The sequence below is a fragment of the Streptomyces sp. NPDC043878 genome, assembly GCF_056435735.1.
Window position 1 is genome coordinate 1 of record NZ_JBWKDW010000049.1, and the last position, 22,551, is coordinate 22,551.

Annotated in this window: 23 protein-coding genes and 1 pseudogene; 16 read left to right on the plus strand and 8 right to left on the minus strand. The window is 73.2% G+C overall.

The window, feature by feature from the left end; genetic code table 11:
* Both AC07AZ_RS37410 and AC07AZ_RS37415 read left to right on the plus strand, forming a co-directional pair.
* Positions 1-92 (plus strand): biotin/lipoyl attachment domain-containing protein (locus AC07AZ_RS37410; RefSeq protein WP_478855239.1); only part of this gene is annotated, 92 nt, incomplete at its 5' end.
* A gap of 630 nt (positions 93-722) precedes the next feature.
* Positions 723-1,268 carry a TetR/AcrR family transcriptional regulator gene (locus AC07AZ_RS37415; RefSeq protein ID WP_478855240.1) on the plus strand — a complete coding sequence of 182 codons (546 nt, stop codon included), beginning with the start codon at positions 723-725 and terminating at the stop codon, positions 1,266-1,268.
* Positions 1,269-1,597: 329 nt separating this feature from the next.
* Here the strand turns inward: AC07AZ_RS37415 and AC07AZ_RS37420 are convergent, their stop codons facing one another.
* Both AC07AZ_RS37420 and AC07AZ_RS37425 read right to left on the minus strand, forming a co-directional pair.
* Positions 1,598-2,527: a DeoR/GlpR family DNA-binding transcription regulator gene (locus tag AC07AZ_RS37420; protein WP_478855241.1), complete on the minus strand. Its 930-nt coding sequence runs from the start codon at positions 2,525-2,527 to the stop codon at positions 1,598-1,600.
* A gap of 202 nt (positions 2,528-2,729) precedes the next feature.
* Positions 2,730-4,178, minus strand: a complete 1,449-nt coding sequence (locus tag AC07AZ_RS37425) for an NAD(P)H-quinone dehydrogenase (RefSeq protein ID WP_356046418.1) — start codon at positions 4,176-4,178, stop codon at positions 2,730-2,732.
* Between the two features lie 105 nt (positions 4,179-4,283).
* Between AC07AZ_RS37425 and AC07AZ_RS37430 the strand changes: the two genes are divergently transcribed.
* The 4 genes from AC07AZ_RS37430 (at position 4,284) to AC07AZ_RS37445 (ending at position 8,925) form a co-directional block, all read left to right on the plus strand.
* Complete coding sequence (locus tag AC07AZ_RS37430; protein ID WP_478855223.1) at positions 4,284-4,721, plus strand: gamma-glutamylcyclotransferase family protein; 438 nt, start codon at positions 4,284-4,286, stop codon at positions 4,719-4,721.
* A gap of 147 nt (positions 4,722-4,868) precedes the next feature.
* Positions 4,869-5,693, plus strand: coding sequence for a purine-nucleoside phosphorylase (locus tag AC07AZ_RS37435; protein ID WP_478855224.1), 825 nt, complete (start codon positions 4,869-4,871; stop codon positions 5,691-5,693).
* Positions 5,694-5,952: 259 nt separating this feature from the next.
* The gene (locus AC07AZ_RS37440; protein WP_478855225.1) at positions 5,953-7,584 is read left to right on the plus strand and encodes a phospho-sugar mutase; all 1,632 of its coding nucleotides are present in this window, start codon (positions 5,953-5,955) and stop codon (positions 7,582-7,584) included.
* A gap of 147 nt (positions 7,585-7,731) precedes the next feature.
* The gene (locus AC07AZ_RS37445; RefSeq protein ID WP_478855226.1) at positions 7,732-8,925 is read left to right on the plus strand and encodes a hypothetical protein; all 1,194 of its coding nucleotides are present in this window, start codon (positions 7,732-7,734) and stop codon (positions 8,923-8,925) included.
* Between the two features lie 37 nt (positions 8,926-8,962).
* Here the strand turns inward: AC07AZ_RS37445 and AC07AZ_RS37450 are convergent, their stop codons facing one another.
* The gene (locus tag AC07AZ_RS37450; RefSeq protein ID WP_478855227.1) at positions 8,963-9,346 is read right to left on the minus strand and encodes a hypothetical protein; all 384 of its coding nucleotides are present in this window, start codon (positions 9,344-9,346) and stop codon (positions 8,963-8,965) included.
* A 239-nt stretch (positions 9,347-9,585) separates the two neighbouring features.
* Entirely contained in the window at positions 9,586-10,284 is a 699-nt protein-coding gene (locus AC07AZ_RS37455) for a PH domain-containing protein (RefSeq protein WP_478855228.1), read from the minus strand.
* A gap of 178 nt (positions 10,285-10,462) precedes the next feature.
* Between AC07AZ_RS37455 and deoC the strand changes: the two genes are divergently transcribed.
* From deoC to AC07AZ_RS37470, 3 genes are read left to right on the plus strand one after another with little or no spacing between them, the layout of a single operon-like run.
* On the plus strand, positions 10,463-11,413 hold the full coding sequence (deoC, locus tag AC07AZ_RS37460; RefSeq protein WP_478855242.1) for a deoxyribose-phosphate aldolase: 951 nt from the start codon (positions 10,463-10,465) through the stop codon (positions 11,411-11,413).
* A gap of 5 nt (positions 11,414-11,418) precedes the next feature.
* A complete protein-coding gene (locus tag AC07AZ_RS37465) occupies positions 11,419-12,855 on the plus strand; it encodes an aldehyde dehydrogenase family protein (RefSeq protein WP_478855229.1) in 1,437 nt (478 codons plus the stop codon).
* Positions 12,848-13,747, plus strand: a complete 900-nt coding sequence (locus AC07AZ_RS37470) for an aldehyde dehydrogenase family protein (RefSeq protein ID WP_478855230.1) — start codon at positions 12,848-12,850, stop codon at positions 13,745-13,747. The genes AC07AZ_RS37465 and AC07AZ_RS37470 overlap by 8 nt, the downstream gene beginning before the upstream one ends.
* Before the next feature lie 124 nt (positions 13,748-13,871).
* On the opposite strand, the gene AC07AZ_RS37475 is transcribed toward AC07AZ_RS37470, so the two are convergent.
* Positions 13,872-14,276: a hypothetical protein gene (locus tag AC07AZ_RS37475; RefSeq protein WP_478855231.1), complete on the minus strand. Its 405-nt coding sequence runs from the start codon at positions 14,274-14,276 to the stop codon at positions 13,872-13,874.
* 60 nt (positions 14,277-14,336) lie between these two features.
* On the opposite strand from AC07AZ_RS37475, the gene AC07AZ_RS37480 reads away from it, so the two are divergent.
* The gene (locus AC07AZ_RS37480; protein WP_478855232.1) at positions 14,337-15,041 is read left to right on the plus strand and encodes a uridine kinase family protein; all 705 of its coding nucleotides are present in this window, start codon (positions 14,337-14,339) and stop codon (positions 15,039-15,041) included.
* Between the two features lie 186 nt (positions 15,042-15,227).
* On the opposite strand, the gene AC07AZ_RS37485 is transcribed toward AC07AZ_RS37480, so the two are convergent.
* Entirely contained in the window at positions 15,228-16,022 is a 795-nt protein-coding gene (locus AC07AZ_RS37485; RefSeq protein WP_478855233.1) for a SigE family RNA polymerase sigma factor, read from the minus strand.
* 286 nt (positions 16,023-16,308) lie between these two features.
* Here AC07AZ_RS37485 and afsQ1 point away from each other — a divergent pair, with 286 nt between their 5' ends.
* From afsQ1 to AC07AZ_RS37510, 5 genes are all read left to right on the plus strand, one after another.
* Positions 16,309-16,986 (plus strand): two-component system response regulator AfsQ1, encoded by a 678-nt coding sequence (gene afsQ1 / locus AC07AZ_RS37490; protein ID WP_356046442.1) that lies wholly within the window; start codon positions 16,309-16,311, stop codon positions 16,984-16,986.
* Entirely contained in the window at positions 16,983-18,551 is a 1,569-nt protein-coding gene (locus tag AC07AZ_RS37495; protein ID WP_478855234.1) for an ATP-binding protein, read from the plus strand. The genes afsQ1 and AC07AZ_RS37495 overlap by 4 nt, the downstream gene beginning before the upstream one ends.
* Complete coding sequence (locus AC07AZ_RS37500; RefSeq protein WP_478855235.1) at positions 18,551-19,153, plus strand: hypothetical protein; 603 nt, start codon at positions 18,551-18,553, stop codon at positions 19,151-19,153. Before AC07AZ_RS37495 ends, AC07AZ_RS37500 begins: the two co-directional genes overlap by 1 nt.
* 275 nt (positions 19,154-19,428) lie before the next feature.
* Entirely contained in the window at positions 19,429-19,980 is a 552-nt protein-coding gene (locus tag AC07AZ_RS37505; protein WP_478855236.1) for a VanZ family protein, read from the plus strand.
* Between the two features lie 78 nt (positions 19,981-20,058).
* Entirely contained in the window at positions 20,059-20,262 is a 204-nt protein-coding gene (locus AC07AZ_RS37510) for a PspC domain-containing protein (RefSeq protein WP_478855237.1), read from the plus strand.
* Between the two features lie 109 nt (positions 20,263-20,371).
* Here AC07AZ_RS37510 and AC07AZ_RS37515 read toward each other — a convergent pair whose 3' ends face one another.
* Positions 20,372-20,743 (minus strand): hypothetical protein, encoded by a 372-nt coding sequence (locus tag AC07AZ_RS37515; RefSeq protein WP_023419159.1) that lies wholly within the window; start codon positions 20,741-20,743, stop codon positions 20,372-20,374.
* A 148-nt stretch (positions 20,744-20,891) separates the two neighbouring features.
* Positions 20,892-22,058 carry an adenosine deaminase gene (locus AC07AZ_RS37520; protein ID WP_478855238.1) on the minus strand — a complete coding sequence of 389 codons (1,167 nt, stop codon included), beginning with the start codon at positions 22,056-22,058 and terminating at the stop codon, positions 20,892-20,894.
* A 133-nt stretch (positions 22,059-22,191) separates the two neighbouring features.
* Here AC07AZ_RS37520 and AC07AZ_RS37525 point away from each other — a divergent pair.
* Positions 22,192-22,551 (plus strand): annotated as a pseudogene (locus tag AC07AZ_RS37525) (alpha/beta hydrolase); the annotation flags it as partial.

The window sequence follows — 22,551 nt, forward strand, 5'->3', positions numbered from 1 at the left end:
ACGCGCACCGGTCCGGCACCGTCAAGGGCCTGTCCGCCGAAGTCGGCGCCTCCCTCACCTCCGGCGCGCCGATCTGCGAGATCAAGGACTGATCCCTCGATCACGGCTCAGGTGACATCCCGAGGCGCCCGGTGGACTGAGCGATCAGTCCACCGGGCGCCTCGTCTCTGCCCCGGTGGCACGCGGACGCCCCCCTGACGTCCACGGCCCCGGTGGATCCGGGCGAAGACCGCCGGTTCGGGCCCGGTGGCATGCTGGGGGCAGACCGGGGTGTGAGAGAGAGCAGGTGGGGAACCATGGCGGGCGCGACCTCAGCGGAGACCACGGAACCCCAGGAACACCGACAGCCCCGGGTACGGGCCGCGCGAGACGGGGCCGAACCGGTGACGCCCGAAACGGTGAACACCGGGTCGGTGACGGCCGGGTCGGTGACGGCCGGGTCGGTGACGGCCGGGTCGGTGACGGCCGGTCAGGTGACGGCCGAATCAGTGACGGCGGGTTCGGTGCCCGCGGGGGCGGTGGCTGGTCCGGTGGGGACTGGGTCCGTGACTGCGGGTTCGGTGGCCGCCCGGGCGGTGACGGGTCCGGTGGGGACTGGGTCCGTGACTGCGGGTTCGGTGGCCGCCCGGGCGGTGACGGGTCCGGTGGGGACTGGGTCCGTGACTGCGGGTCCGGTGGCCGCGGGGGCGGCGGGTCCGGTGGCCGTCGGCAGTCCGCGGGTCATGCGGGCCGATGCCCGGCGCAACCACGAACGGCTGCTCGCCGAGGCGCGCTCCGCGTTCGCCGCGCACGGCACGGAGGCGTCCCTCGAAGACGTGGCCCGGCGGGCAGGCGTCGGCATCGGCACGCTCTACCGGCACTTCCCCAACCGGCCCGCCCTGCTGAGCGCGGTCTTCGAGGACGCGGTCGGCGACCTGCTGGCCCGCTCCCGCGAACTGTTGCGCGCCCCCGAGCCCTGCTCGGCCCTGGTGACGTGGCTGGGCGAGATGGTCACCCACGCGGGTGAGTACCGCGGACTCGCGCGGGCGTTGATGGCGGTGTCGTACGACGACTCCTCCGCGCTCGCCCGGTGCAGCGGGCCGATCCGCGAGGCGGGCGGCGCGCTGTTGACGCGGGCGCAGGAGGCGGGCACGGTGCGTTCGGACGTGGCGATCGGTGACCTGCTTCAGCTGACGCACGCGATCGCGTTGGCGGCGGAGGAGACGGCGGGTGACCCGGGGCTGGCGGATCGTCTGTTGCGTTTGACTTTGCGGGGCTTGAAACGGTGACGCTCCGCCGGGGGGCGTGTGGGACTACTCGGGGGGCCGTGGGGTGGGCGGGGCCCGGTGTGTCGTCCGCGGGTGCGTCGTGGCTGGTCGCGCCGTTCCCCGCGCCCCTATCAGCGCCCCGCGCCCCTCATAGGGCACCCGCGTGGTGGATCGCGCAGTTCCCCGCGCCCCTGTGACGGCCCCGCGCCCCTTTCGTCCGCGGGTGCGTCGTGGCTGGTCGCGCAGTTCCCCGCGCCCCTATCAGCGCCCCGCGCACCTTCAGTGTGCCGTTCCGCGCCCCCATCGATGCCTCGCGCCCCTTCAGGGCCCCCTTCGGGGCGCGGGGTTGGTCAGCGGCGGCGTAGGTCGGCCACTCGGGCTCGTTCTGCCGGGCCGGAGGTCGGGTCGCCCAGGACGGTGGCGGCTGGTCTCGGGCCCGGTCCGGCGCCCGGGGTCTGGCCGCGGCGGGGGCTCGGGAGGGGTACGTCCCGGCGCTGTTGCTGCCGCGCCGGGACCGTGTCACCCCCCGACGCTCCCGCCCCGGCCACGGCGATCTGCACCCCCTGGTCGGCGAGGGCCTGGAGTTCGGTGGCCGCGCGGTCGTCGTGGCCGGGCGGCTCGTCGGTCACGAGACGGGTGATGAGGTCCGTCGGCACGGTCTGGAACATCGTGTCGGTGCCCAGCTTGGTGTGGTCGGCCAGGACGACGACCTCGGAGGCCGCCTGCACGAGCGCCCGGTCCACGGACGCCGACAGCATGTTGGACGTGGACAGCCCGCGCTCGGCGGTCAGTCCGCTTCCGGACAGGAAGGCCCGGGAGACCCGCAGCCCCTGGAGGGACTGCTCGGCGCCGGAACCCACCAGGGCGTAGTTGGAGCCACGCAGGGTGCCACCGGTCATGACGACCTCCACCCGGTTGGCGTGGGCCAGCGCCTGGGCCACCAGAAGGGAGTTGGTGACGACGGTCAGCCCGGGGATCCGCGCGAGCCGGCGGGCCAGCTCCTGGGTCGTGGTCCCCGCCCCGACGACGATGGCCTCGCCCTCTTCGACGAAACCGGCGGCGAGGTCGGCGATGGCCGTCTTCTCGGCGGTCGCGAGATGTGACTTCTGCGGAAAGCCGGACTCCCGCGTGAATCCGCCCGGCAATACCGCACCGCCGTGCCGGCGGTCGAGGAGTCCTTCTGCCTCCAGCGCGCGCACGTCCCGCCGTACGGTCACTTCGGAGGTCTGGACGACGCGGGCGAGCTCACGGAGCGACACGGCCCCGTTCGCTCGCACCATTTCGAGGATCAATTGGCGACGTTCTGCAGCGAACACGAAACTGACAGTAACGCGGGCGACCGTCTGCTTTCAGCTGTTTGCGCCGAATAGCAGAAGTTGTTCGCACGGCAGGGCACGGGGTGGTATAGGGCCTAGGCTCGCCGACTATGCCGCACGAATGGGCGGCAACTCCCCGTGACCAGCGGGGAGTCGCTTTCGGTCATCAGGCCTGACCGGTCTCCTTGCGGGTGTGGAGCTGACGGGCCACCTCGGCGATCGACCCCGACAGGGACGGGTAGACGGTGAACGCGTTCGCGATCTGCTCGACCGTCAGATTGTTGTCGACCGCGATCGAGATCGGGTGGATCAGTTCCGAGGCGCGCGGGGCCACGACGACACCGCCGACCACGATGCCGGTGCCGGGCCGGCAGAAGATCTTGACGAAGCCGTCCCGGATGCCCTGCATCTTCGCGCGCGGGTTGCGCAGCAGCGGCAGCTTCACCATGCGGGCGTCGATCTTGCCGCCGTCCACGTCGGCCTGCGAGTAGCCGACGGTGGCGATCTCGGGGTCGGTGAAGACGTTGGAGGAGACCGTCTTGAGGTTCAGCGGGGCGACCGCGTCGCCGAGGAAGTGGTACATGGCGATACGGCCCTGCATCGCCGCCACCGAGGCCAGCGCGAACACGCCGGTGACGTCACCGGCGGCGTACACGCCGGGAGCGGTGGTGCGGGAGACCTTGTCGGTCCAGATGTGCCCGGAGTCGCGCAGTTTGACCCCGGCGTCCTCCAGGCCCATGCCCTCGCTGTTCGGGATGGCGCCGACAGCCATCAGGCAGTGCGACCCGGTGATGACCCGGCCGTCGGCGAGGGTGACCTCGACCCGGTCGCCGACGCGCTTGGCGGACTCGGCGCGGGAGCGGGCCATCACGTTCATGCCGCGGCGCCGGAAGACGTCCTCCAGGACGGCGGCGGCGTCCGGGTCCTCGCCGGGCAGCACGCGGTCGCGGGAGGACACGAGGGTCACCTTCGCGCCGAGTGCCTGGTAGGCGCCGGCGAACTCGGCACCGGTGACACCGGAACCGACGACGATGAGCTCCTCGGGGAGTTCGTCGAGGTCGTAGACCTGCGTCCAGTTGAGGATGCGTTCGCCGTCGGGCTGGGCGTCGGGCAGCTCGCGCGGGTGGGCGCCGGTGGCGATCAGGACGGCGTCGGCGACGAGCGTCTCCTCGGTGCCGTCCGCGGCCCGGACGACGACCTTGCGGGAGCCGTCGAGCGCCTGCATGCCCTCCAGGCGGCCCCGGCCGCGCAGGACGCGCGCGCCGGCCCGGGTGACGGAGGCGGTGATGTCGTGCGACTGGGCGAGGGCGAGCCGCTTGACGCGCCGGTTGACCTTGCCGAGGTCCACGCCGACCACCCGGGCCGCCTGCTCCAGGGGCGGGGTGTCGTCGGCGACGATGATCCCCAGCTCCTCGTACGAGGAGTCGAAGGTGGTCATCACCTCGGCCGTGGCGATGAGGGTCTTGGACGGCACGCAGTCGGTCAGCACCGACGCCCCGCCCAGGCCGTCGCAGTCGACGACGGTCACCTCCGCGCCGAGCTGGGCGGCCACGAGGGCCGCCTCGTATCCGCCGGGTCCGCCACCGATGATCACGATCCGAGTCACGTACTCCATTGTCCCGCACGGTTCAAGATGTCGGCGCCCCGGGGGCCGAGGAACACGTCACAGCTGGTGCTGGGACCGGTGGGACGGGGGTGACGGCTGCCGTACTCTCGACGCATGTCGCTCTACGCCGCGTACGCCGGCAACCTCGACGCGCGGCTGATGACCCGCCGCGCCCCGCACTCGCCGCAGCGGGCCGTCGGCTGGCTCAACGGGTGGCGGCTGACCTTCGGCGGCGAGCACCTGGGCTGGGAGGGGGCGCTGGCCACCGTCGTGGAGGCGCCGGGCTCCCAGGTGTTCGTCGCGCTGTACGACATCGCGCCCATGGACGAGGACTCCATGGACCGCTGGGAGGGCGTCGGCCTCGACATCTACCGCCGGATGCGGGTGCGCGTGCACACGCTGGAGGGCGAGGAGCCGGCCTGGCTGTACGTCCTCAACGGCTACGAGGGCGGCCTGCCGTCGGCGCGTTACCTGGGCGAGGTCGCCGACGCGGCCGAGTCCGCGGGCGCCCCGCACGACTACGTGATGGAACTCCGCAAGCGCCCCTGCTGACGCGGCCTCCGGGCCATCCGCACGCCCGCCGGGGCGCCCGCCGCCCCGCCGCTCCCGCGGGTTCGTTGGAAACGACAAGACAACGATCGCCATCCCGTGAGCTCTGTCATCTACGCGCGTAGGCCCGGACCGGCTACCCTCATCCGCGTGAACGCATCTCTTCTTCCGGACGACATCCAGGGCGACCCGCACGCCGCCGCAGACGCCGCCGCCGCGCGCCTGCGCGAACTGACGGGCGCCGAGACCCACGACGTCGCCCTCGTGATGGGCTCCGGCTGGGCACCGGCCGTGGACGCCCTGGGCGCGCCCGACGCCGAGTTCCAGGTCACCGAGCTGCCCGGCTTCCCCCCGCCGGCGGTGGAGGGACACGGCGGCACGATCCGTTCGTACCGGATCGGGGAGAAGCGCGCGCTGGTCTTCCTGGGCCGCACGCACTACTACGAGGGCCGCGGGGTGGCCTCCGTCGCGCACGGCGTCCGCACGGCCGTCGCCGCCGGCAGCAAGACCATCGTGCTGACCAACGGCTGCGGCGGGCTGCGCGCGGGCATGCGTCCCGGTCAGCCGGTCCTGATCAGCGACCACATCAACCTGACCGCCACGTCGCCGATCGTCGGCGCGAACTTCGTGGACCTCACCGACCTGTACTCGCCGCGGCTGCGCGCCCTGTGCAAGGAGATCGACGCGAGCCTGGAGGAGGGCGTCTACGCCCAGTTCCCCGGCCCGCACTACGAGACGCCGGCCGAGATCCGGATGGCCCGTGCCATCGGCGCGGACCTGGTGGGCATGTCGACGGTGCTGGAGGCCATCGCGGCGCGTGAGGCAGGCGCCGAGGTGCTGGGCATCTCGCTGGTGACGAACCTGGCGGCCGGCATGACGGGCGAGCCGCTGAACCACGAGGAGGTCCTCCAGGCGGGCCGCGACAGCGCGACCCGCATGGGTTCCCTCCTGGTCCAGGTCCTGGGCCGCCTGTAGCCGGAGGACGCCCGGGCCCGCCGGCCCCGCGGGCAGGCTCCGTACCCCGCCGGTGGAACGCCGGCGCGGGCCGCGCCCCGGCGGCCCGGACCCGGCGCACTCGGCCGTCCGGGAAGGCCTGCGAGTGAGGCCGCCGAGTCCGGAACGGCGGGCCGGGGGGCGGCAGCCCTCCGGGTACAGGATGGGACAGGCCAGGGCGGCCGGGGCGGAACACCCCCGGGACGAACGATCCACCGAACCGACGAGAGGTTGACCCGACGTGCACGACGAACTCCTCGCACGGGCCAGGGCATGGCTGGCCGAGGACCCCGACGCGGAGACCCGTGAGGAACTCGGCAAGCTCATCGACGCCGGGGACCACGCCGAGCTCGCCGCGCGGTTCAGCGGCACCCTCCAGTTCGGCACGGCCGGCCTCCGGGGCGAGCTCGGCGCCGGGCCCATGCGGATGAACCGCGCCGTCGTGATCCGCGCCGCCGCCGGTCTCGCCGCGTACCTCAAGGCCCGCGGCGAGACCGGTGGGCTCGTCGTCATCGGCTACGACGCCCGTCACAAGTCCGCCGACTTCGCCCGCGACACCGCCGCGGTGATGACCGGCGCCGGCCTCCGGGCGGCCGTACTCCCCCGCCCGCTGCCCACGCCCGTCCTCGCCTACGCCATACGGCATCTCGGCGCGGTCGCCGGTGTGGAGGTCACCGCCAGCCACAACCCGCCCCGCGACAACGGCTACAAGGTCTACCTCGGCGACGGCTCCCAGATCGTGCCCCCGGCCGACGCCGGGATCGCCGCCGAGATCGCCGCCGTCCGCTCACTGCGCGACGTGCCCCGCCCCGAGGCCGGCTGGGAGACCCTCGACGACTCGGTCCTCGACGCCTACCTGGCCCGTACCGACGAGGTGCTGGCGGCCGGTTCGCCCCGCACGGCCCGCACCGTCTACACCGCGATGCACGGCGTCGGCAAGGACGTCCTGCTCGCCGCGTTCGCCCGGGCCGGCTTCCCCGCGCCCGTGCTGGTCGCCGAACAGGCCGAGCCCGACCCGGACTTCCCGACCGTGGCCTTCCCCAACCCGGAGGAGCCCGGCGCGATGGACCTCGCCTTCGCGCAGGCCCGCGTGAGCGACCCGGACCTGATCATCGCCAACGACCCGGACGCCGACCGCTGCGCCGTGGCCGTCGGCGGCGGCGACACCTGGCGGATGCTCCGGGGCGACGAGGTCGGCGTGCTGCTCGCCGCCCACCTCGTGCGGCGCGGCGCCCGCGGCACCTTCGCCGAGTCGATCGTGTCCTCCTCCCTCCTCGGCCGGATCGCCGAGAAGGCGGGTCTGCCGTACGAGGAGACCCTCACCGGCTTCAAGTGGATCGCCCGCGTCGAGGGCCTGCGCTACGGCTACGAGGAGGCCCTCGGCTACTGCGTCGACCCCGACGGCGTCCGTGACAAGGACGGCATCACCGCCGCGCTCCTGATCACCGAGCTGGCCTCCGAGCTGAAGGCCGAGGGCCGGACCCTGCCCGACCTCCTCGACGACCTCGCCGTGGAGCACGGGCTGCACGCCACCGACCAGCTCTCCGTACGGGTGGCCGACCTGTCGCTCATCACCCGCGCGATGGAGCGCCTGCGCGAACACCCGCCGACCCGTCTCGCGGGCCTGCCGGTCACCCGGGCCGAGGACCTCACCCGGGGCACGGACACCCTGCCGCCCACCGACGGCCTGCGCTACACGCTCGACGGCGCCCGTGTCGTGGTGCGCCCCAGCGGCACCGAACCGAAGCTGAAGTGCTACCTGGAGGTCGTCGTGCCGGTCACCGCGCACGCCGCTCTGCCCGCGGCCCGCGCGACGGCGGCCGACCTGCTGGCGGCGATCAAGCGGGACCTGTCGGCGGCCGCCGGCATCTGACCCGTACCCGATGGGGTGCCCCCACTCGGGGGCACCCCATCGGGTGATTTCGGTGCGACAGCCGAGGCACGCTCCACGGCCCGCCCGCTCCGCGGGAACGGTTGAGCGGTACCGCCGTACCGCCCGCCGAGTACTGGAGCTGCCGCCGTGTCCCCGACCGCCCCCAGCACCCGCGTCCCCGGCACCAGGCGCCCCCACGCCCCCGCTCCCGCGGCCCGCGCCGCCCGGCTGCCCGCGCTGCGCGCCGAGCTGCGCCGGGCGGCCCCCGCTCTCCTCGCCCACGTCGCCGTACGCGCCTCGGGGCTGCTCGTCCTGGCCCTCTGGGCGCACCGGCGCCACCACGGGGTCTGGCCGATCCTGGCAACGCAGTGGGACGCGCGCTGGTACCTCGGGATCGCCGACCACGGCTACGCCCGCGCGCTCGGCTCCGCGTTCGACACCAACAACCTGGCCTTCTTCCCGCTCTATCCGGTCCTGGTCAAGGCCGTCGCGGCCGTCACCCCCGGCAGCCGGGCGAGCACCGGCCTCGGCCTCGCGGTCGGCGCCTCCCTGGTCGCGGCCTGGGGGGTGTTCGCGGTCGGCGACCTCCTGCACGGCCGGCGCGTCGGCGTGCTGCTCACCACCCTGTGGGCCGCGTTCCCGGTCGGCCTGGTGCAGTGGATGGGCTACACCGAGTCGCTGTTCACGGCCTTCGCGGCCTGGGCGCTGTACGCCCTGCTCACCGACCGCCCGCTCACGGCGGCCTGGCTCGCGGTCCTGGCCGGCCTGACCCGCCCGACCGGGGTGGCGGTGGCGGCCGCCGTCACGGTCACGGTCCTGCTGCCGCCGCGCCGGCGCCGCTCCGCCCGCGCCCTCGCGGCGGCGGCCCTCGCCCCGCTCGGCTGGTGCGCCTACGTCGGCTGGGTGGGCCTGCGGCTGGGCCGCTGGGACGGCTACTTCGCCGTCCAGCGGCTGTGGCACAACGAGCTGGACGGCGGCCGGGAGACCCTGCTCCGGTTCCGGGACCTGCTCGGGCACGACTCGACGCCGGAGCTGTTCCTGGTGATGGTGACGCTCACCCTGATCGCCTCGGCGGTGATGTTCGTCCTGTCGGTGGGGGACCGCCAGCCGCCTCCGATGCTGGTGTTCACGGCCGTACTGCTGACGATCGTGCTGGGCAACGGCGGCGTGTACTTCCCGCGGGCCCGCTTCCTCCTCCCGGCCTTCCCCCTGCTGCTGCCCGCGGCCCTGCACCTGTCCCGCGCCTCCCGCCGGCTGCGCGTGCTCGCCCTGGCGGGGGCGGTCCTGGGCTCGGCGTACTGCGGCGCGTACATGGTCCTGGTGTGGCCCAGCGCGCCGTGACGGGGGCGCCGGTGACGGCCCCGGCCTCCGGGGGGCCTCACCAGGAGGTGCGGTACGGCCGCCAGGAACGCCGGCCAGGCCGGGGAGAACAGGACGGCCGGCGGCACAGGGCGCGTCCCCGGGCCCGTTCCTCGCTGACGCCGGTGGGACGCGGCGCGGGATCGGTGTGCGGGGCGGTGAGTTCGGCGGCCACCGCGTCGCAGGGGTGGGTCGGGCCGCAGCCGCGCCGGCGCCGGGCCCAGCGGGGCGCGGCGACCGCCCGGGAGTCGCCGCCGCGCCGGCGCGGCTTCGGCTCGAAGTACTCCCGGCGGACCGAACGGAGGCCGTCCCGGGAGAGGCAGCCGCCGGGTGTCGCGGCGGCGGGCAGGAGCAGACGCGGCACGCAGGGGGCAGAGGCGGCACGCAGGAGCAGACTCGGCACGCAGGGCAGGGGCGGCACGCAGGGGCAGACGCGGCGCACAGGAGCAGACGCGGCACGCAGGGGGCAGAGGCGGCACGCAGGAGCAGGAACGGGGGCTGCCGCATGTTCGTACTGAGCGCTTCCCGGACACTCGGGGACGCTGGCGGCAGCGGTCCTCGGGTCCGTCGCCGGATGCGGGGCCGCCGTCTCGGCCGAGGGAACGTCCCGGGAAACTCGACCGAGGGAACGTCCCGGAAAACTCACCCCACGGCCAGCAGCACCGCCAGCAGCACCGCGCCGGCCAGTGCCGGGCCCACGATCTCGTAGGCCCAGCGCACGCTCACCTCGCCCTGGGCCGTGGCGGCCTTCCCCCGTGCGTCGAGGATCGCGCGCAGTTCGTCCATGACCCTGTCGAACTCGGCGCGCGTCGGTCCGTCGTCCACGGCACCGCCTCCGCCGAACCCGCCGCCCATGCCCCCGGCCCAGCCGGCGCGGCCACCCCTGCCGGAGGCGCGGCCCTCCTTCTCCGCCGTCGCGCGTGCCTCGCGCCGTGCCGCCTTGCCGCGGGCCCGCAGCGAGACGGGGATGGCCCACAGCTGGAACTTGGTGCCCGCCTTGGCGAAGACCTCGTTCGAGTAGCCGGACCGCAACATCTCGACCTGCCCCCAGGGCAGCACGATCACGCGGAAGGGGTTGCGGACGCGCAGCCGGTCCTGCCCGGCGAACACCGCGGGCCGGACCGTGAAGGCCGCGATCAGCGGTCCCACGAGGAGCAGCGTGGCGAGCGCCAGCCAGGGGGTGCGCCCCTTGCCCGCGACCAGCGCGTCGATGCCGAGCCAGGCGACGATGGCGAGCAGCAGCAGGCCGCCGACGAGTCCCATAGGCGACCGGTAGATCCGGTCCTTGGACACGGGTGCCGAGGGCTGCGGCGCTGGTGGCTGATGCTCCGGGGTCGTCATGGTCCCGATTGTGCCCGACGTGCGGGCCGGTCCTCACAGGCGGTGCCGACCGGCCCCGCACGCGCGGCGGGGAGCCCTCCGGCCGGCTTCGCCGCGGCCCCGCCCCGAGGGGACTGCGGCCGATCGGCCCTCCGGGGTGTACAGCCGCTACGCGCGTAGATATGCTCGTCTGGTGACCATGCCCACCACCGCACCCCACGCACTCGCTGACGTCACCACGTCCGACAGCACGCTGCGCCGCTTCCTCCACGGGCTGCCCGGCGTCGACGCGGTCGGCCTGGAGGCACGCGCCGCCTCGCTCGGCACCCGTTCCATCAAGACGACCGCGAAGGCGTACGCCATCGACCTCGCGATCTCCATGGTCGACCTGACGACGCTGGAAGGCGCGGACACCCCGGGCAAGGTCCGGGCGCTCGGCGCGAAGGCGGTCCGCCCCGATCCGACCGACCGCACCACGCCCGCCACGGCCGCCGTCTGCGTCTACCCCGACATGGTGCCCTTCGCGAAGGAGGCCGTCGCCGGCTCCCCGGTGAAGGTCGCCTCCGTCGCCACCGCGTTCCCGGCCGGCCGCGCCGCGCTCGACGTGAAGCTGGCCGACGTGCGGGCCGCGGTCGAAGCGGGTGCCGACGAGATCGACATGGTCATCGACCGCGGGGCGTTCCTCGCGGGCAAGTACCAGAAGGTGTACGAGGAGATCGTCGCCGTGAAGGAGGCGTCGGGGGCGGCCCGCCTCAAGGTCATCTTCGAGACGGGTGAGCTGTCGACGTACGACAACATCCGGCGCGCGAGCTGGCTCGGCATGCTCGCCGGGGCGGACTTCATCAAGACGTCCACCGGCAAGGTCGCGGTGAACGCGACCCCCCCGAACACCCTGCTGATGCTGGAGGCCGTCCGCGACTTCCGCGCCCAGACCGGGGTCCAGGTCGGCGTGAAGCCGGCCGGCGGCATCCGCACCAGCAAGGACGCGATCAAGTTCCTCGTGCTGGTCAACGAGACCGCGGGCGAGGACTGGCTGGACAGCCACTGGTTCCGCTTCGGCGCCTCCTCGCTGCTGAACGACCTGCTGATGCAGCGTCAGAAGCTGGCCACCGGCCGCTACTCCGGCCCCGACTACGTGACGGTGGACTGATCACCATGGCATCTGTTTTCGAGTACGCACCGGCGCCCGAGTCCCGCGCGGTCGTCGACATCGCCCCGTCCTACGGCCTGTTCATCGACGGCGAGTTCACCGAGGCCGCCGACGGCAAGGTCTTCAAGACCGTCTCGCCGTCGACCGAGGAGGTCCTCTCCGAGATCGCCCAGGCGGGCCAGGCGGACGTCGACCGGGCCGTGAAGGCCGCCCGCGGCGCGTTCGTGAAGTGGTCGGCGCTGCCCGGCTCCGAGCGCGCCAAGTACCTGTTCCGCATCGCCCGGATCATCCAGGAACGCAGCCGCGAACTGGCCGTCCTGGAGACGCTGGACAACGGCAAGCCGATCCGGGAGACCCGCGACGCCGACCTGCCCCTGGTCGCCGCGCACTTCTTCTACTACGCGGGCTGGGCCGACAAGCTGGAGCACGCCGGCTTCGGCGCGAGCCCCCGCCCCCTGGGCGTGGCCGGCCAGGTCATCCCCTGGAACTTCCCGCTGCTGATGCTGGCGTGGAAGATCGCCCCGGCGCTCGCGACCGGCAACACGGTCGTCCTCAAGCCCGCCGAGACCACGCCCCTGTCGGCCCTGTTCTTCGCGGACATCTGCCGCCAGGCGGGCCTGCCGAAGGGTGTCGTCAACATCCTCCCGGGCTACGGCGACGCCGGGGCCGCCCTGGTGGCGCACCCGGACGTGAACAAGGTGGCCTTCACCGGTTCCACGGCCGTCGGCAAGGAGATCGCGCGCACGGTCGCGGGCTCCCGCAAGAAGCTCACGCTCGAACTGGGCGGCAAGGGCGCGAACATCGTCTTCGACGACGCGCCGATCGACCAGGCCGTCGAGGGCATCGTCACCGGCATCTTCTTCAACCAGGGCCAGGTCTGCTGCGCGGGCTCCCGCCTGCTGGTGCAGGAGTCGATCCAGGAGGAGCTCCTCGACTCCCTCAAGCGCCGGCTCTCCACGCTCCGCCTCGGTGACCCGATGGACAAGAACACGGACATCGGCGCGATCAACTCCGCCGAGCAGCTCTCGCGGATCACCACGCTGGTCGAGCAGGGCGAGGCGGAGGGCGCCGAGCGCTGGTCCCCGGCCTGTGAACTCCCCTCGTCCGGCTACTGGTTCGCCCCGACGCTGTTCACCAACGTCACCCAGGCGCACACCGTCGCCCGCGACGAGATCTTCGGCCCGGTCCTGTCGGTGCTGACCTTCCGCACCCCGGACGAGGCCGTCGCCAAGGCCAACAACACGCCGTACGGCCTGTCGGCGGGCATCTGGACGGAGAAGGGCTCCCGCATCCTGGCGGTGGCGAACAGGCTCCGGGCGGGTGTCGTGTGGTCCAACACGTTCAACAAGTTCGACCCGACCTCGCCGTTCGGCGGGTACAAGGAGTCGGGCTTCGGCCGCGAGGGCGGCCGTCACGGCCTGGAGGCGTACCTCGATGTCTGACAAGTCCGAGCAGCGGCGCCTCAGCGTCTTCAAGACCTACAAGCTGTACGTCGGCGGGAAGTTCCCGCGTTCGGAGAGCGGCCGGGTGTACGAGGTGACCGATTCCAGGGGCACGTGGCTGGCGAACGCGCCGCTGTCCTCCCGCAAGGACGCCCGTGACGCGGTCGTCGCCGCCCGTAAGGCGTTCGGCGGCTGGTCCGGCGCCACCGCGTACAACCGCGGCCAGGTCCTCTACCGCGTCGCCGAGATGCTGGAGGGCCGCAGGAGCCAGTTCGTGCACGAGGTCGCCGACGCGGAGGGCCTGTCGAAGTCGAAGGCCGTCGAGCAGGTGGAGGCGGCCATCGACCGCTGGGTCTGGTACGCGGGCTGGACCGACAAGATCGCCCAGGTGGTGGGCGGCGGAAACCCGGTCGCCGGCCCCTACTTCAACCTGTCCTCCCCGGAGCCGACCGGAGTCGTCGCGGTCCTCGCCCCGCAGGAGTCGTCCTTCCTGGGCCTGGTCTCGGTCGTCGCCCCGGTGATCGCCACCGGCAACACGGCCGTGGTGATCGCGAGCGAGCGGTCGCCGCTCCCGGCCCTCTCCCTCGGCGAGGTGCTCGCCACCTCCGACCTGCCCGGCGGGGTCGTCAACGTCCTCTCCGGCCGTACGGCGGAGATCGCGGCCCCGCTGGCCGCGCACCAGGACGTCAACGCGATCGACCTGGCCGGCGCCGACGACGTACTGGCGAAGGAGCTGGAGATCGCGGCGGCCGACAACCTCAAGCGCGTCCTGCGTCCACAGCCTGTGGATTACGCGGCGGCTCCCGGAACCGACCGTCTGACGGCGTTCCTGGAGACGAAGACGGTCTGGCACCCCACGGGTTCGCTCGGCGCGTCCGGCTCCGCCTACTGACAGCGCGGGAAGCCACTCCGCCTACCGACAGCGCGGAGAGCCACCTGGAGAGCCGTCCCAAGCCGGAGAGCCGCGTCTCCCCTCCGTCCGGGGGAGGCGCGGCTCTTCGTTCCGGCGGCCGTCCTCAGCCGTTCAGCAGCCCCATGGCCTGTCCGACCACCGGCAGGCTGCCGATCGACTGCGCCTGCGCGACCGGACCGGTCAGCATCTGCGAGGTCAGCGGCTTGAAGTCGGCGAGCTGGGTGCCGATGCCGTTGTCGAGGGGGTCGACCCCGGTGCCGGCCAGCGGGTTCGGCTTGAGGCCGGCGACCGGGCCGGTGACGTGACCGACCGTGCCGCGCAGCGCGTTCAGGCCCGCCTGCGGGTCGAAGTCGCCGAGGGAGGTGGGGCGGGCGCGCACCACGTCCAGGACCGGCCCGGTGTCCGCGGAGGCCGTCGCCGCACCTGCTCCCAGCGCCACCCCCGCGGTCGCGAGGGCGACCAGGGCGCGTCGGGCGGTCGGGGTGTGGGGGAAAGCGTGTCGGGCCATCGCTGCTGCCACCTTCTCGGTACAGGAGGTAATCAGGTCGACACGAAGGGTAGTTGAGGTGTGGCGCGCGCTTCAAAGCCGACCCGCGGGGTCGTCCTGGCCTCGGTCGATGCCTCACACTGGTGTCCCGTGAGCTCCCATCCGCCCGTACCGACCCGAGTCGTGCTGCTCTGCGGCCCCTCCGGCTCCGGCAAGTCCCTCCTCGCCGCCCGCTCCGGCCTTCCGGTCCTGCGGCTCGACGACTTCTACAAGGAGGGCACCGACCCGACGCTTCCCCTGGTCTCCGGGAGCTCCTACACCGACTGGGACCACCCCGGCTCCTGGGACGCGGACACGGCCGTCGCCTCGATCGTGGAACTGTGCCGCACGGGCCGTACCGACGTACCCGTCTACGACCTCGCGCAGAGCGCCCGCACCGGCACCGAGGCGGTGGACGTGGGGCGGACCCCGCTGTTCATCGCGGAGGGCATCTTCGCCGCCGAGATCGTGGACCGCTGCCGGGAGCTCGGCGTGCTCGCCGACGCGCTGTGCCTGAGCCGCGGCCCGCTGCGGACCTTCCGCCGGCGCTTCCTGCGGGATCTGCGGGAGGGCCGCAAGTCGGTGCCGGTCCTGCTGCGCCGCGGCTGGCGTCTGATGCGGCTGGAGCGTTCGATCGTGGCGCGGCAGAGCGCGCTGGGCGCCTACCCCTGCGACAGGGACGAGGCCCTCGGCCGTCTCGCCGCCGCCGCGGCGGGCCGGCGTCCGGCGGCCACCCCGGCGGGCTGAGCGGGCGCCCCGCCACCGGCCGCGCACGGAAAAGGGGCTGGACGGACCCCCCGGCCCTCCAGCCCCGATCCCTCGGTGCTCCCCCGTTCCCCCCGTTTCCCCCGTACTTCCCCGTGCTCCCCCGCCGGTTCCCCGGACACCGCTCCCCCGTCGATGCCCCCCCGGGTCACCCGCTTCCCCCTGCCTTCAGGCCACGAGCTCCCCGAAGGCGTCCTGCTCGTCACGGCCGAAGCTGAGGACCTCGTCCTCGCGCAGCCGGCGGAGCGACCGCCAGATGCTGGACTTCACCGTGCCGACACTGATGCCGAGGATCTCCGCGATCTCCGGGTCCGTGCGGCCCTCGTAGTACCGCAGGACCAGCATGGTGCGCTGGAGTTCGGGCAGCCGGGCCAGCGCCTGCCACAGGACCGCGCGCAGCTCGGTGCCGCGCATCGCGTCCGTGTCGCCGGCCGTCTCCGGCAGTTCCTCGGTCGGGTACTCGTTCAGCTTGCGGCGGCGCCACGCGCTGATGTGCAGATTGGTCATCGTCCGCCGCAGGTATCCCCCGACGGCCGCCTTGTCACTGATCCGCTCCCACGCCCGGTACGTCGAGAACAGCGCGCTCTGCAGCAGGTCCTCGGCCTCGAAACGGTCACCGGTCAGGTGGTAGGCGGTGGCGTACAGGGAGGCGCGGCGCTCCCGGACGTAGGCGGTGAACTCCGCCTCCGACAGGGAACGTCGCTCCCCCGAGCCCTCCCCGTACGCCGCTCCCCCGTGCGCTTCCCCCGTGGAGGCGTCGACGACCGCCATGTAGGGCTGCCCTTGCTGCGCGTACGCGGTGTGCTGACGACCGGTACCACGAGCGCACCCCCGCCCTCCCGCACGCTCCCCACCGCTCGTGCGGGAGGCGCCCCCGTCGGCACCGGACTTCCCCGAACCCTGTCCGACGTCGTGCAGTCGCGTGATCACTGCGCCGGTGCTGATGCTGTGCAGCGTGTTCATCTCGCGCCCCCCGTCGTGGACTTCCCCGTGTACTGCCTGGTTCGCCGTGCTTCCTTGCCTGTGCCGAGAAGCTTGCCGGGGGCACTTCATGGCCGTGTCCGCCGACTGTCACAGACCTGTCACAGGGGTCGTTCGCAGACGGCTCACAGCGGCCTCACGGACGGGTGCCGTAGGGACGGACGCGAGGGGCCGCGCGGCGGTTGCACGGACCGCCGTGGGAGCGCTCGCACATCCTGTGCTCGCCCACAGGTCGAACAGCACCCCCTCCATGGGCCAGAATGAGCCCGTGCCTTCCCTGTTGCTGATCGAGGACGACGACGCCATCCGTACGGCCCTGGAGCTCTCACTGACGCGCCAGGGCCACCGGGTTGCCACCGCTGCCACGGGCGAGGACGGCCTGAAGCTGTTGCGCGAACAGCGGCCGGATCTCATCGTGCTGGACGTGATGCTGCCCGGTATCGACGGCTTCGAGGTGTGCCGGCGCATCCGGCGCACCGACCAGTTGCCGATCATCCTGCTCACCGCCCGCAACGACGACATCGACGTGGTCGTCGGCCTGGAGTCCGGCGCCGACGACTACGTCGTCAAACCCGTCCAGGGGCGGGTGCTGGACGCCCGGATCCGGGCCGTGCTGCGGCGCGGGGAGCGGGAGGCGAACGACGCGGCCACCTTCGGTTCCCTGGTCATCGACCGTGCGGCCATGACCGTGACGAAGAACGGCGAGGACCTCCAGCTCACGCCGACCGAACTGCGGCTGCTGCTGGAACTGAGCCGGCGGCCGGGGCAGGCGCTGTCGCGCCAGCAGTTGCTGCGACTGGTGTGGGAGCACGACTACCTCGGTGACTCGCGGCTCGTCGACGCCTGCGTGCAGCGGCTGCGCGCCAAGGTCGAGGACGTGCCGTCCTCCCCGACGCTCATCCGGACCGTGCGGGGCGTGGGCTACCGGCTGGACTCCCCTCAGTGACCGAAGCACACGGGGGGCTCCGCGGCTGGACCGCGGCGCACAGGGGAGTCTGGTCACGGCTGCGGTTCACCAGCCTGCGACTGCGGCTGGTGGTGGTGTTCGCCCTGGTGGCACTCACCGCCGCGGTGTCCGCGTCCGGGATCGCCTACTGGCTCAACCGCGAGGCCGTGCTCACCCGCACCCAGGACGCGGTGCTGCGCGACTTCCAGCAGGAGATGCAGAACCGGGCGGGCGCGCTGCCCGAGAACCCCTCGCAGGACGAACTGCAGCACACCGCGGGCCAGATGGCCACCAGCAGCCAGCGCTTCAGCGTGCTGCTCGTCGCCGCGGAGGCGGGCGGCCGCACGGTCTACGGCAACTCCGGCGCCCTGGACGGCTTCACGCTGGAAGACGTGCCCGCGTCGCTGCGCGAGGCCGTCAACCGCGAGCAGACGGTCAACGCCAACAACAAGTACCCCTACCACCTTTACTGGCAGCGGGTCCTGCGGCACGACACCCCGTACCTGGTGGCCGGCACCAGGGTGATCGGCGGCGGCCCCACCGGCTACATGCTCAAGTCGCTGGAACCGGAGGCGAAGGACCTCAACTCGCTGGCCTGGTCTCTGGGCATCGCCACCGCGCTCGCCCTGATCGGCTCCGCGTTGCTCGCGCAGGCCGCCGCCACGACCGTCCTCAAGCCGGTGCACCGGCTCGGGGTGGCCGCCCGCCGACTCGGCGAGGGCCGGCTGGACACCCGGCTGCGGGTGTCGGGCACCGACGAACTCGCCGATCTCTCCCGGACGTTCAACAACGCGGCCGAGTCGCTGGAGAAACGCGTGGCCGACATGTCCGCGCGTGAGGACGCCTCGCGCCGCTTCGTGGCCGACATGTCCCACGAACTCCGTACGCCGCTGACCGCCATCACCGCGGTGAGCGAGGTGCTGGAGGAGGAGCTGGAGGCGGAGACCGGCGGCATCGACCCGATGGTGGAGCCCGCCGTACGGCTCGTCGTCAGCGAGACGCGGCGGCTGAACGACCTCGTGGAGAACCTGATGGAGGTCACCCGCTTCGACGCGGGCACCGCCCGGCTGGTGCTGGACGACGTCGAGATCGCCGACCAGATCACCGCCTGCATCGACACCCGGGCCTGGCTGGACGCGGTGGAACTGGACGCGGAGCGCGGAGTCCACGTGCGGCTCGACCCGCGCCGCCTGGACGTGATCCTGGCGAACCTCATCGGCAACGCCCTCAAGCACGGCGGCTCCCCGGTGCGGGTCTCGGTGCGCCCGGCCGAGGACGAACTCGTCATCGAGGTGCGCGACCACGGGCCCGGCATCCCGGAGGACGTCCTGCCGCACGTCTTCGACCGCTTCTACAAGGCGAGCGCCTCCCGCCCGCGCTCCGAGGGCAGCGGGCTCGGCCTGTCGATCGCCCTGGAGAACGCGCACATCCACGGCGGCGGGATCACCGCCGCCAACTCGCCCGACGGCGGCGCGGTGTTCACGCTACGGCTGCCGCAGCAACCGTCGGCACTCCTGGAGGAGCCCGCCGAGGACCACGAGGACGCCAAGCAGGGGGACGCCTGATGAACGGACGCCGGCTGCTGGCGCTGCCCCTGCTCGCCGCCCTGCTCACGGGATGCGGCATCCGCTCCACCGAGGTCCCGACGGACTTCGGCCCGGCACCCTCACGGGTGCACTGCTCGCTGTCCGAGCCGGACGCGTCGGCGCAGACCACGCGCGGGCTGCCGGTGCAGGTGTTCCTGCTGTGCGGCTCGTCGCTGGTGACCGTCGACCGGACGGTGCGCGTCCCGGACGGCGCGGCCGACTCCCGCCGGCGGGTGCTGGTGGCACAGGCGCTGCTCGACGAACTCGCCGCGAACCCCTCCGCGTCCGAGACGGAGGCCGGGTACAGCACGGACGTCCGCGGCGGCATGACCGTCGGCGGGCCGCGTCCCAAGGACCCGGAGGACACGCTGCGTCTGAGCACCGGGCCCGGCGACCTCACCTCGTACGCCCTCGCCCAGATCGTCTGCACGTTCTCCGACTCGGCCGCGGCCGAGGGCGACGGCTCGGTCATCCTCGGCGGCCCGGGGGCCGAACCCCCGCGCCGCTTCGAGTGCACCGAGGACGTACGGACCAGGCCCGGCTCCACGCATCCGCCGTCGACCGAGGTCACCGACAGCTGACGGGACTCGGCCGGCACGAATGCGGCTCGCCCGGACCCGGCTCACGCGGACGCGCCTCACGCGGACGCGCCTCGCCCGGACGCTCCACGCGGACGCGGCTCACGCGGACGCGCCTCGTGGGGCGCGCGGGTGGTGTGCGGGCGGCTCGCGGGGCGCGCGCGAGTGGCGTGCGGCGCGCCGCGCGGGCGGGTCGCGAGAGCCTGTGGCGCAGGCCTCACCCAGGTATCGCACGGGATTCCGGAACCGTTCGCGCCGAGGGGCGCGTCTTGGGGGGCGTGCAGCGTCAAGGCTTCATCGGCGGCAGCGCCGCGATCCGCGTCCGTGTGGCAGGAGGTGTACTCCTGGTCGCACATCTCGCGTTCGTCGCCTGGTTCACGCTGCGTCCGCTGGACGTCCCCTGGGTGATGCCGCCCAACCTGCGTCCGCTCGCCGGTATACGGGCCGATCTGGCGCTGGGGTGGCCGCAGGCCGTCCGCCCCCTCGGTGAGGGACTCGCGCTGCTGGCCCCGCTCGGCGTGCTGCTGCCGATGGCGCACGGCCGGCTGTGGGCCTTCCCGCTGGCGTCCCTGGTCCGTACGGTCGTCGCCGGCGCCCTCGTCTCGCTGGGCGTCGAACTGCTCCAGACCGGTGTCCCCGGCCAGGTCGTGGACGTCGACTCGCTGCTCCTGAACACGCTGGGCGTGGCCCTCGCCCATGTCGCCCTCGTCCCGGCGGCCCGCCGCTGGCTCCGCCGCAGGTCCCGGTCACGGCACCGGACGCCCGTCCTCGCGGAGGAGGCGTCTCAGGGTCGCACCCCGACGATTCCCAGGGTCGGGATCGCACCGTAGAGCGAGGCTTCGCGCGCCCCGGTTCCGTAGCGTTGAAGACAGTCGGGCAGCCGACGAATCCAACCCTGAGGAGCCATGATGACCGCTCTTGTCCGCCCCGCCGAAGGCCGCATGATCGGCGGAGTGTGCGCAGCGCTGGCACGGCGCTTCGGCACCTCCGCGACCACGATGCGGGTGATCTTCCTGGTCTCGTGTCTGCTGCCGGGCCCGCAGTTCCTGCTCTACCTGGCGCTGTGGTTCCTGCTGCCGAGCGAGAAGAGCGCCGCCCGGCAGTCCTGGTGACGCCGCACCGCGGGTACACCCCACCCCCCCCCGGGCAGCGCCGACGGCCGGTTCTCCCTTCCTCTGGAGACCCGGCCGTCGGTGTGCGGTGCGCGGGATGCGGCTGGGCTCAGCCGCGGAGCAGGGCGTCGGTGGGCAGGCCCTCGACGCCGAGGTCGTCGACGTTGGGCAGCTCGGCGAGGAGGGCGCGCGGGTCGCTCGCCTTGTCGACGAGGGCGTCGGCGCCCAGGCCCACGGCCCGCACCCCGCTGCCGACCGCCTCGGGGGCGCCGGCGGGCAGCGTCGACTGGGCGACCTCGCCGAGCGGCAGGGTCTGGTCGACGGTCGTCAGGGCGTCGGAGGGCTTGGGCAGGCCGGTGTCGGCCGAGGCCACACCGCCGCCGGCGGCCGCGAAGGCGGCTCCGAGCGCGACGGCTCCGAGGGACCTGGCCGCGAACTGCGACGACTTCGAGGGCTTGGCGTGCTTCGCCTGCTTCTTCATGGGACACGTCCTTGTGGGGGCGGGTGACTGCCACCGCTCCGGCGGCCGTGGCGACCGTAGCCACGCCGCCGGGCGGCCCACAAACACCGGCCTCACCCGTGTCCGCACCCGGAACTGACCGTTCAGCCGTTGCCCGGGGAAACCGTTCTCAGTCGCCGGTTCCGACGGAACCGCTGGTCGGGACGGTCTCCCGGAAGAGCCAGGCCGAGCGGAGTGCGGCGTAACCGGGCTTGATCACCTCGTTGATCATCGCGAGGCGTTCATCGAAAGGAATGAACGCGGACTTCATCGCATTGACGGTGAACCACTGCATGTCGTCGAGCGCGTAGCCGAATGCCTCGACCAGGTGCGCGAACTCCGCGCTCATCGAGGTGCCGCTCATGAGGCGGTTGTCGGTGTTGACCGTGGCGCGGAAGCCGAGGCTGCGGAGCAGGCCGATGGGGTGGTCCGCGTAGGAGGGGGCGGCGCCGGTCTGGAGGTTGGAGGTCGGGCAGAGCTCCAGCGGGACGCGCTTGTCGCGGACGTAGGAGGCGAGGCGGCCGAGCTTGACCGAGCCGTCGCCGGCCACCTCGATGTCGTCGATGATCCGCACCCCGTGGCCGAGCCGGTCGGCGCCGCACCACTGGAGCGCCTGCCAGATCGAGGGCAGGCCGAACGCCTCGCCGGCGTGGATGGTGAAGTGGTTGTTCTCCCGCTTCAGGTACTCGAAGGCGTCGAGGTGTCGGGTGGGCGGGAAGCCGGCCTCGGCGCCCGCGATGTCGAAGCCGACGACGCCCGAGTCCCGGTAGCGGTTGGCCAGTTCGGCGATCTCCAGCGAGCGGGCGGCGTGCCGCATGGCGGTCAGCAGGGCGCCGACGCGGATGCGGTGGCCGGCCGCCAGCGCCCGCCGCTCGCCCTCGCGGAACCCTTCGTTGACCGCCTCGACGACCTCTTCGAGGGTGAGGTCGCCGTCGAGGTGCTGCTCGGGGGCGTACCGGATCTCGGCGTAGACGACGCCGTCGGCCGCGAGGTCCTCGGCGGCCTCGGCGGCGACCCGGAAGAGGGCCTCGCGGGTCTGCATGACCCCGACGGTGTGCGAGAACGTCTCCAGGTACCGCTCCAGCGAGCCGGAGTCCGCGGCCTCCCGGAACCAGGCGCCGAGCTTGGCCGGGTCGCTCTCGGGGAGCGCCGAGTACCCCTGTTCGGCGGCGAGTTCGGCGATCGTGCCGGGGCGCAGGCCACCGTCGAGGTGGTCGTGGAGGAGCACCTTCGGGGCGCGGCGGATCTGGTCGGCGTCCGGGGAGGGGGCCATCTGGCCCGCGATCTGGCTCGTCATTGCGGCACTGTACCTCCTACGCGCGTAGACCGTCAGGGCCGTGCGGATACGGCCCCGGGCCGCGGCGCGCCGATATGTAACGGTGACCCGCCGTACAGGTGGCGTACGCCCGCGCTTCTGAGACTGTTCTGTCGTGACCCAGCACACGACGCCGGTACGGGACCCCCGGCTCGGACGCATCATCGCCGCCACCCCGGCCGCCGTCGCCGGGGTGGTGCTGCTGCTCCCCTCCGGCCTGCCCGACTCCGACCGCAGACCCCCGCCCCTGCCCGACCGCCGCACCCGCGCCCTCGCGCGCCGCCTCGCCGCCGAGGGCAGCACCCACGGCATCGCCGCCCACGTGGTGCGCTACCGCTGGCGGGGCTGGAACGGCGACCGCGCCGACCTCGCCCAGGACGCCGCCTGGGCCGCCGACGAGGCCGTCCGCCGCTACGGCGACGTCCCCGTCTGCCTCGCCGGACGCGGCATGGGCGGCCGGGCCGCCCTGCGCGCC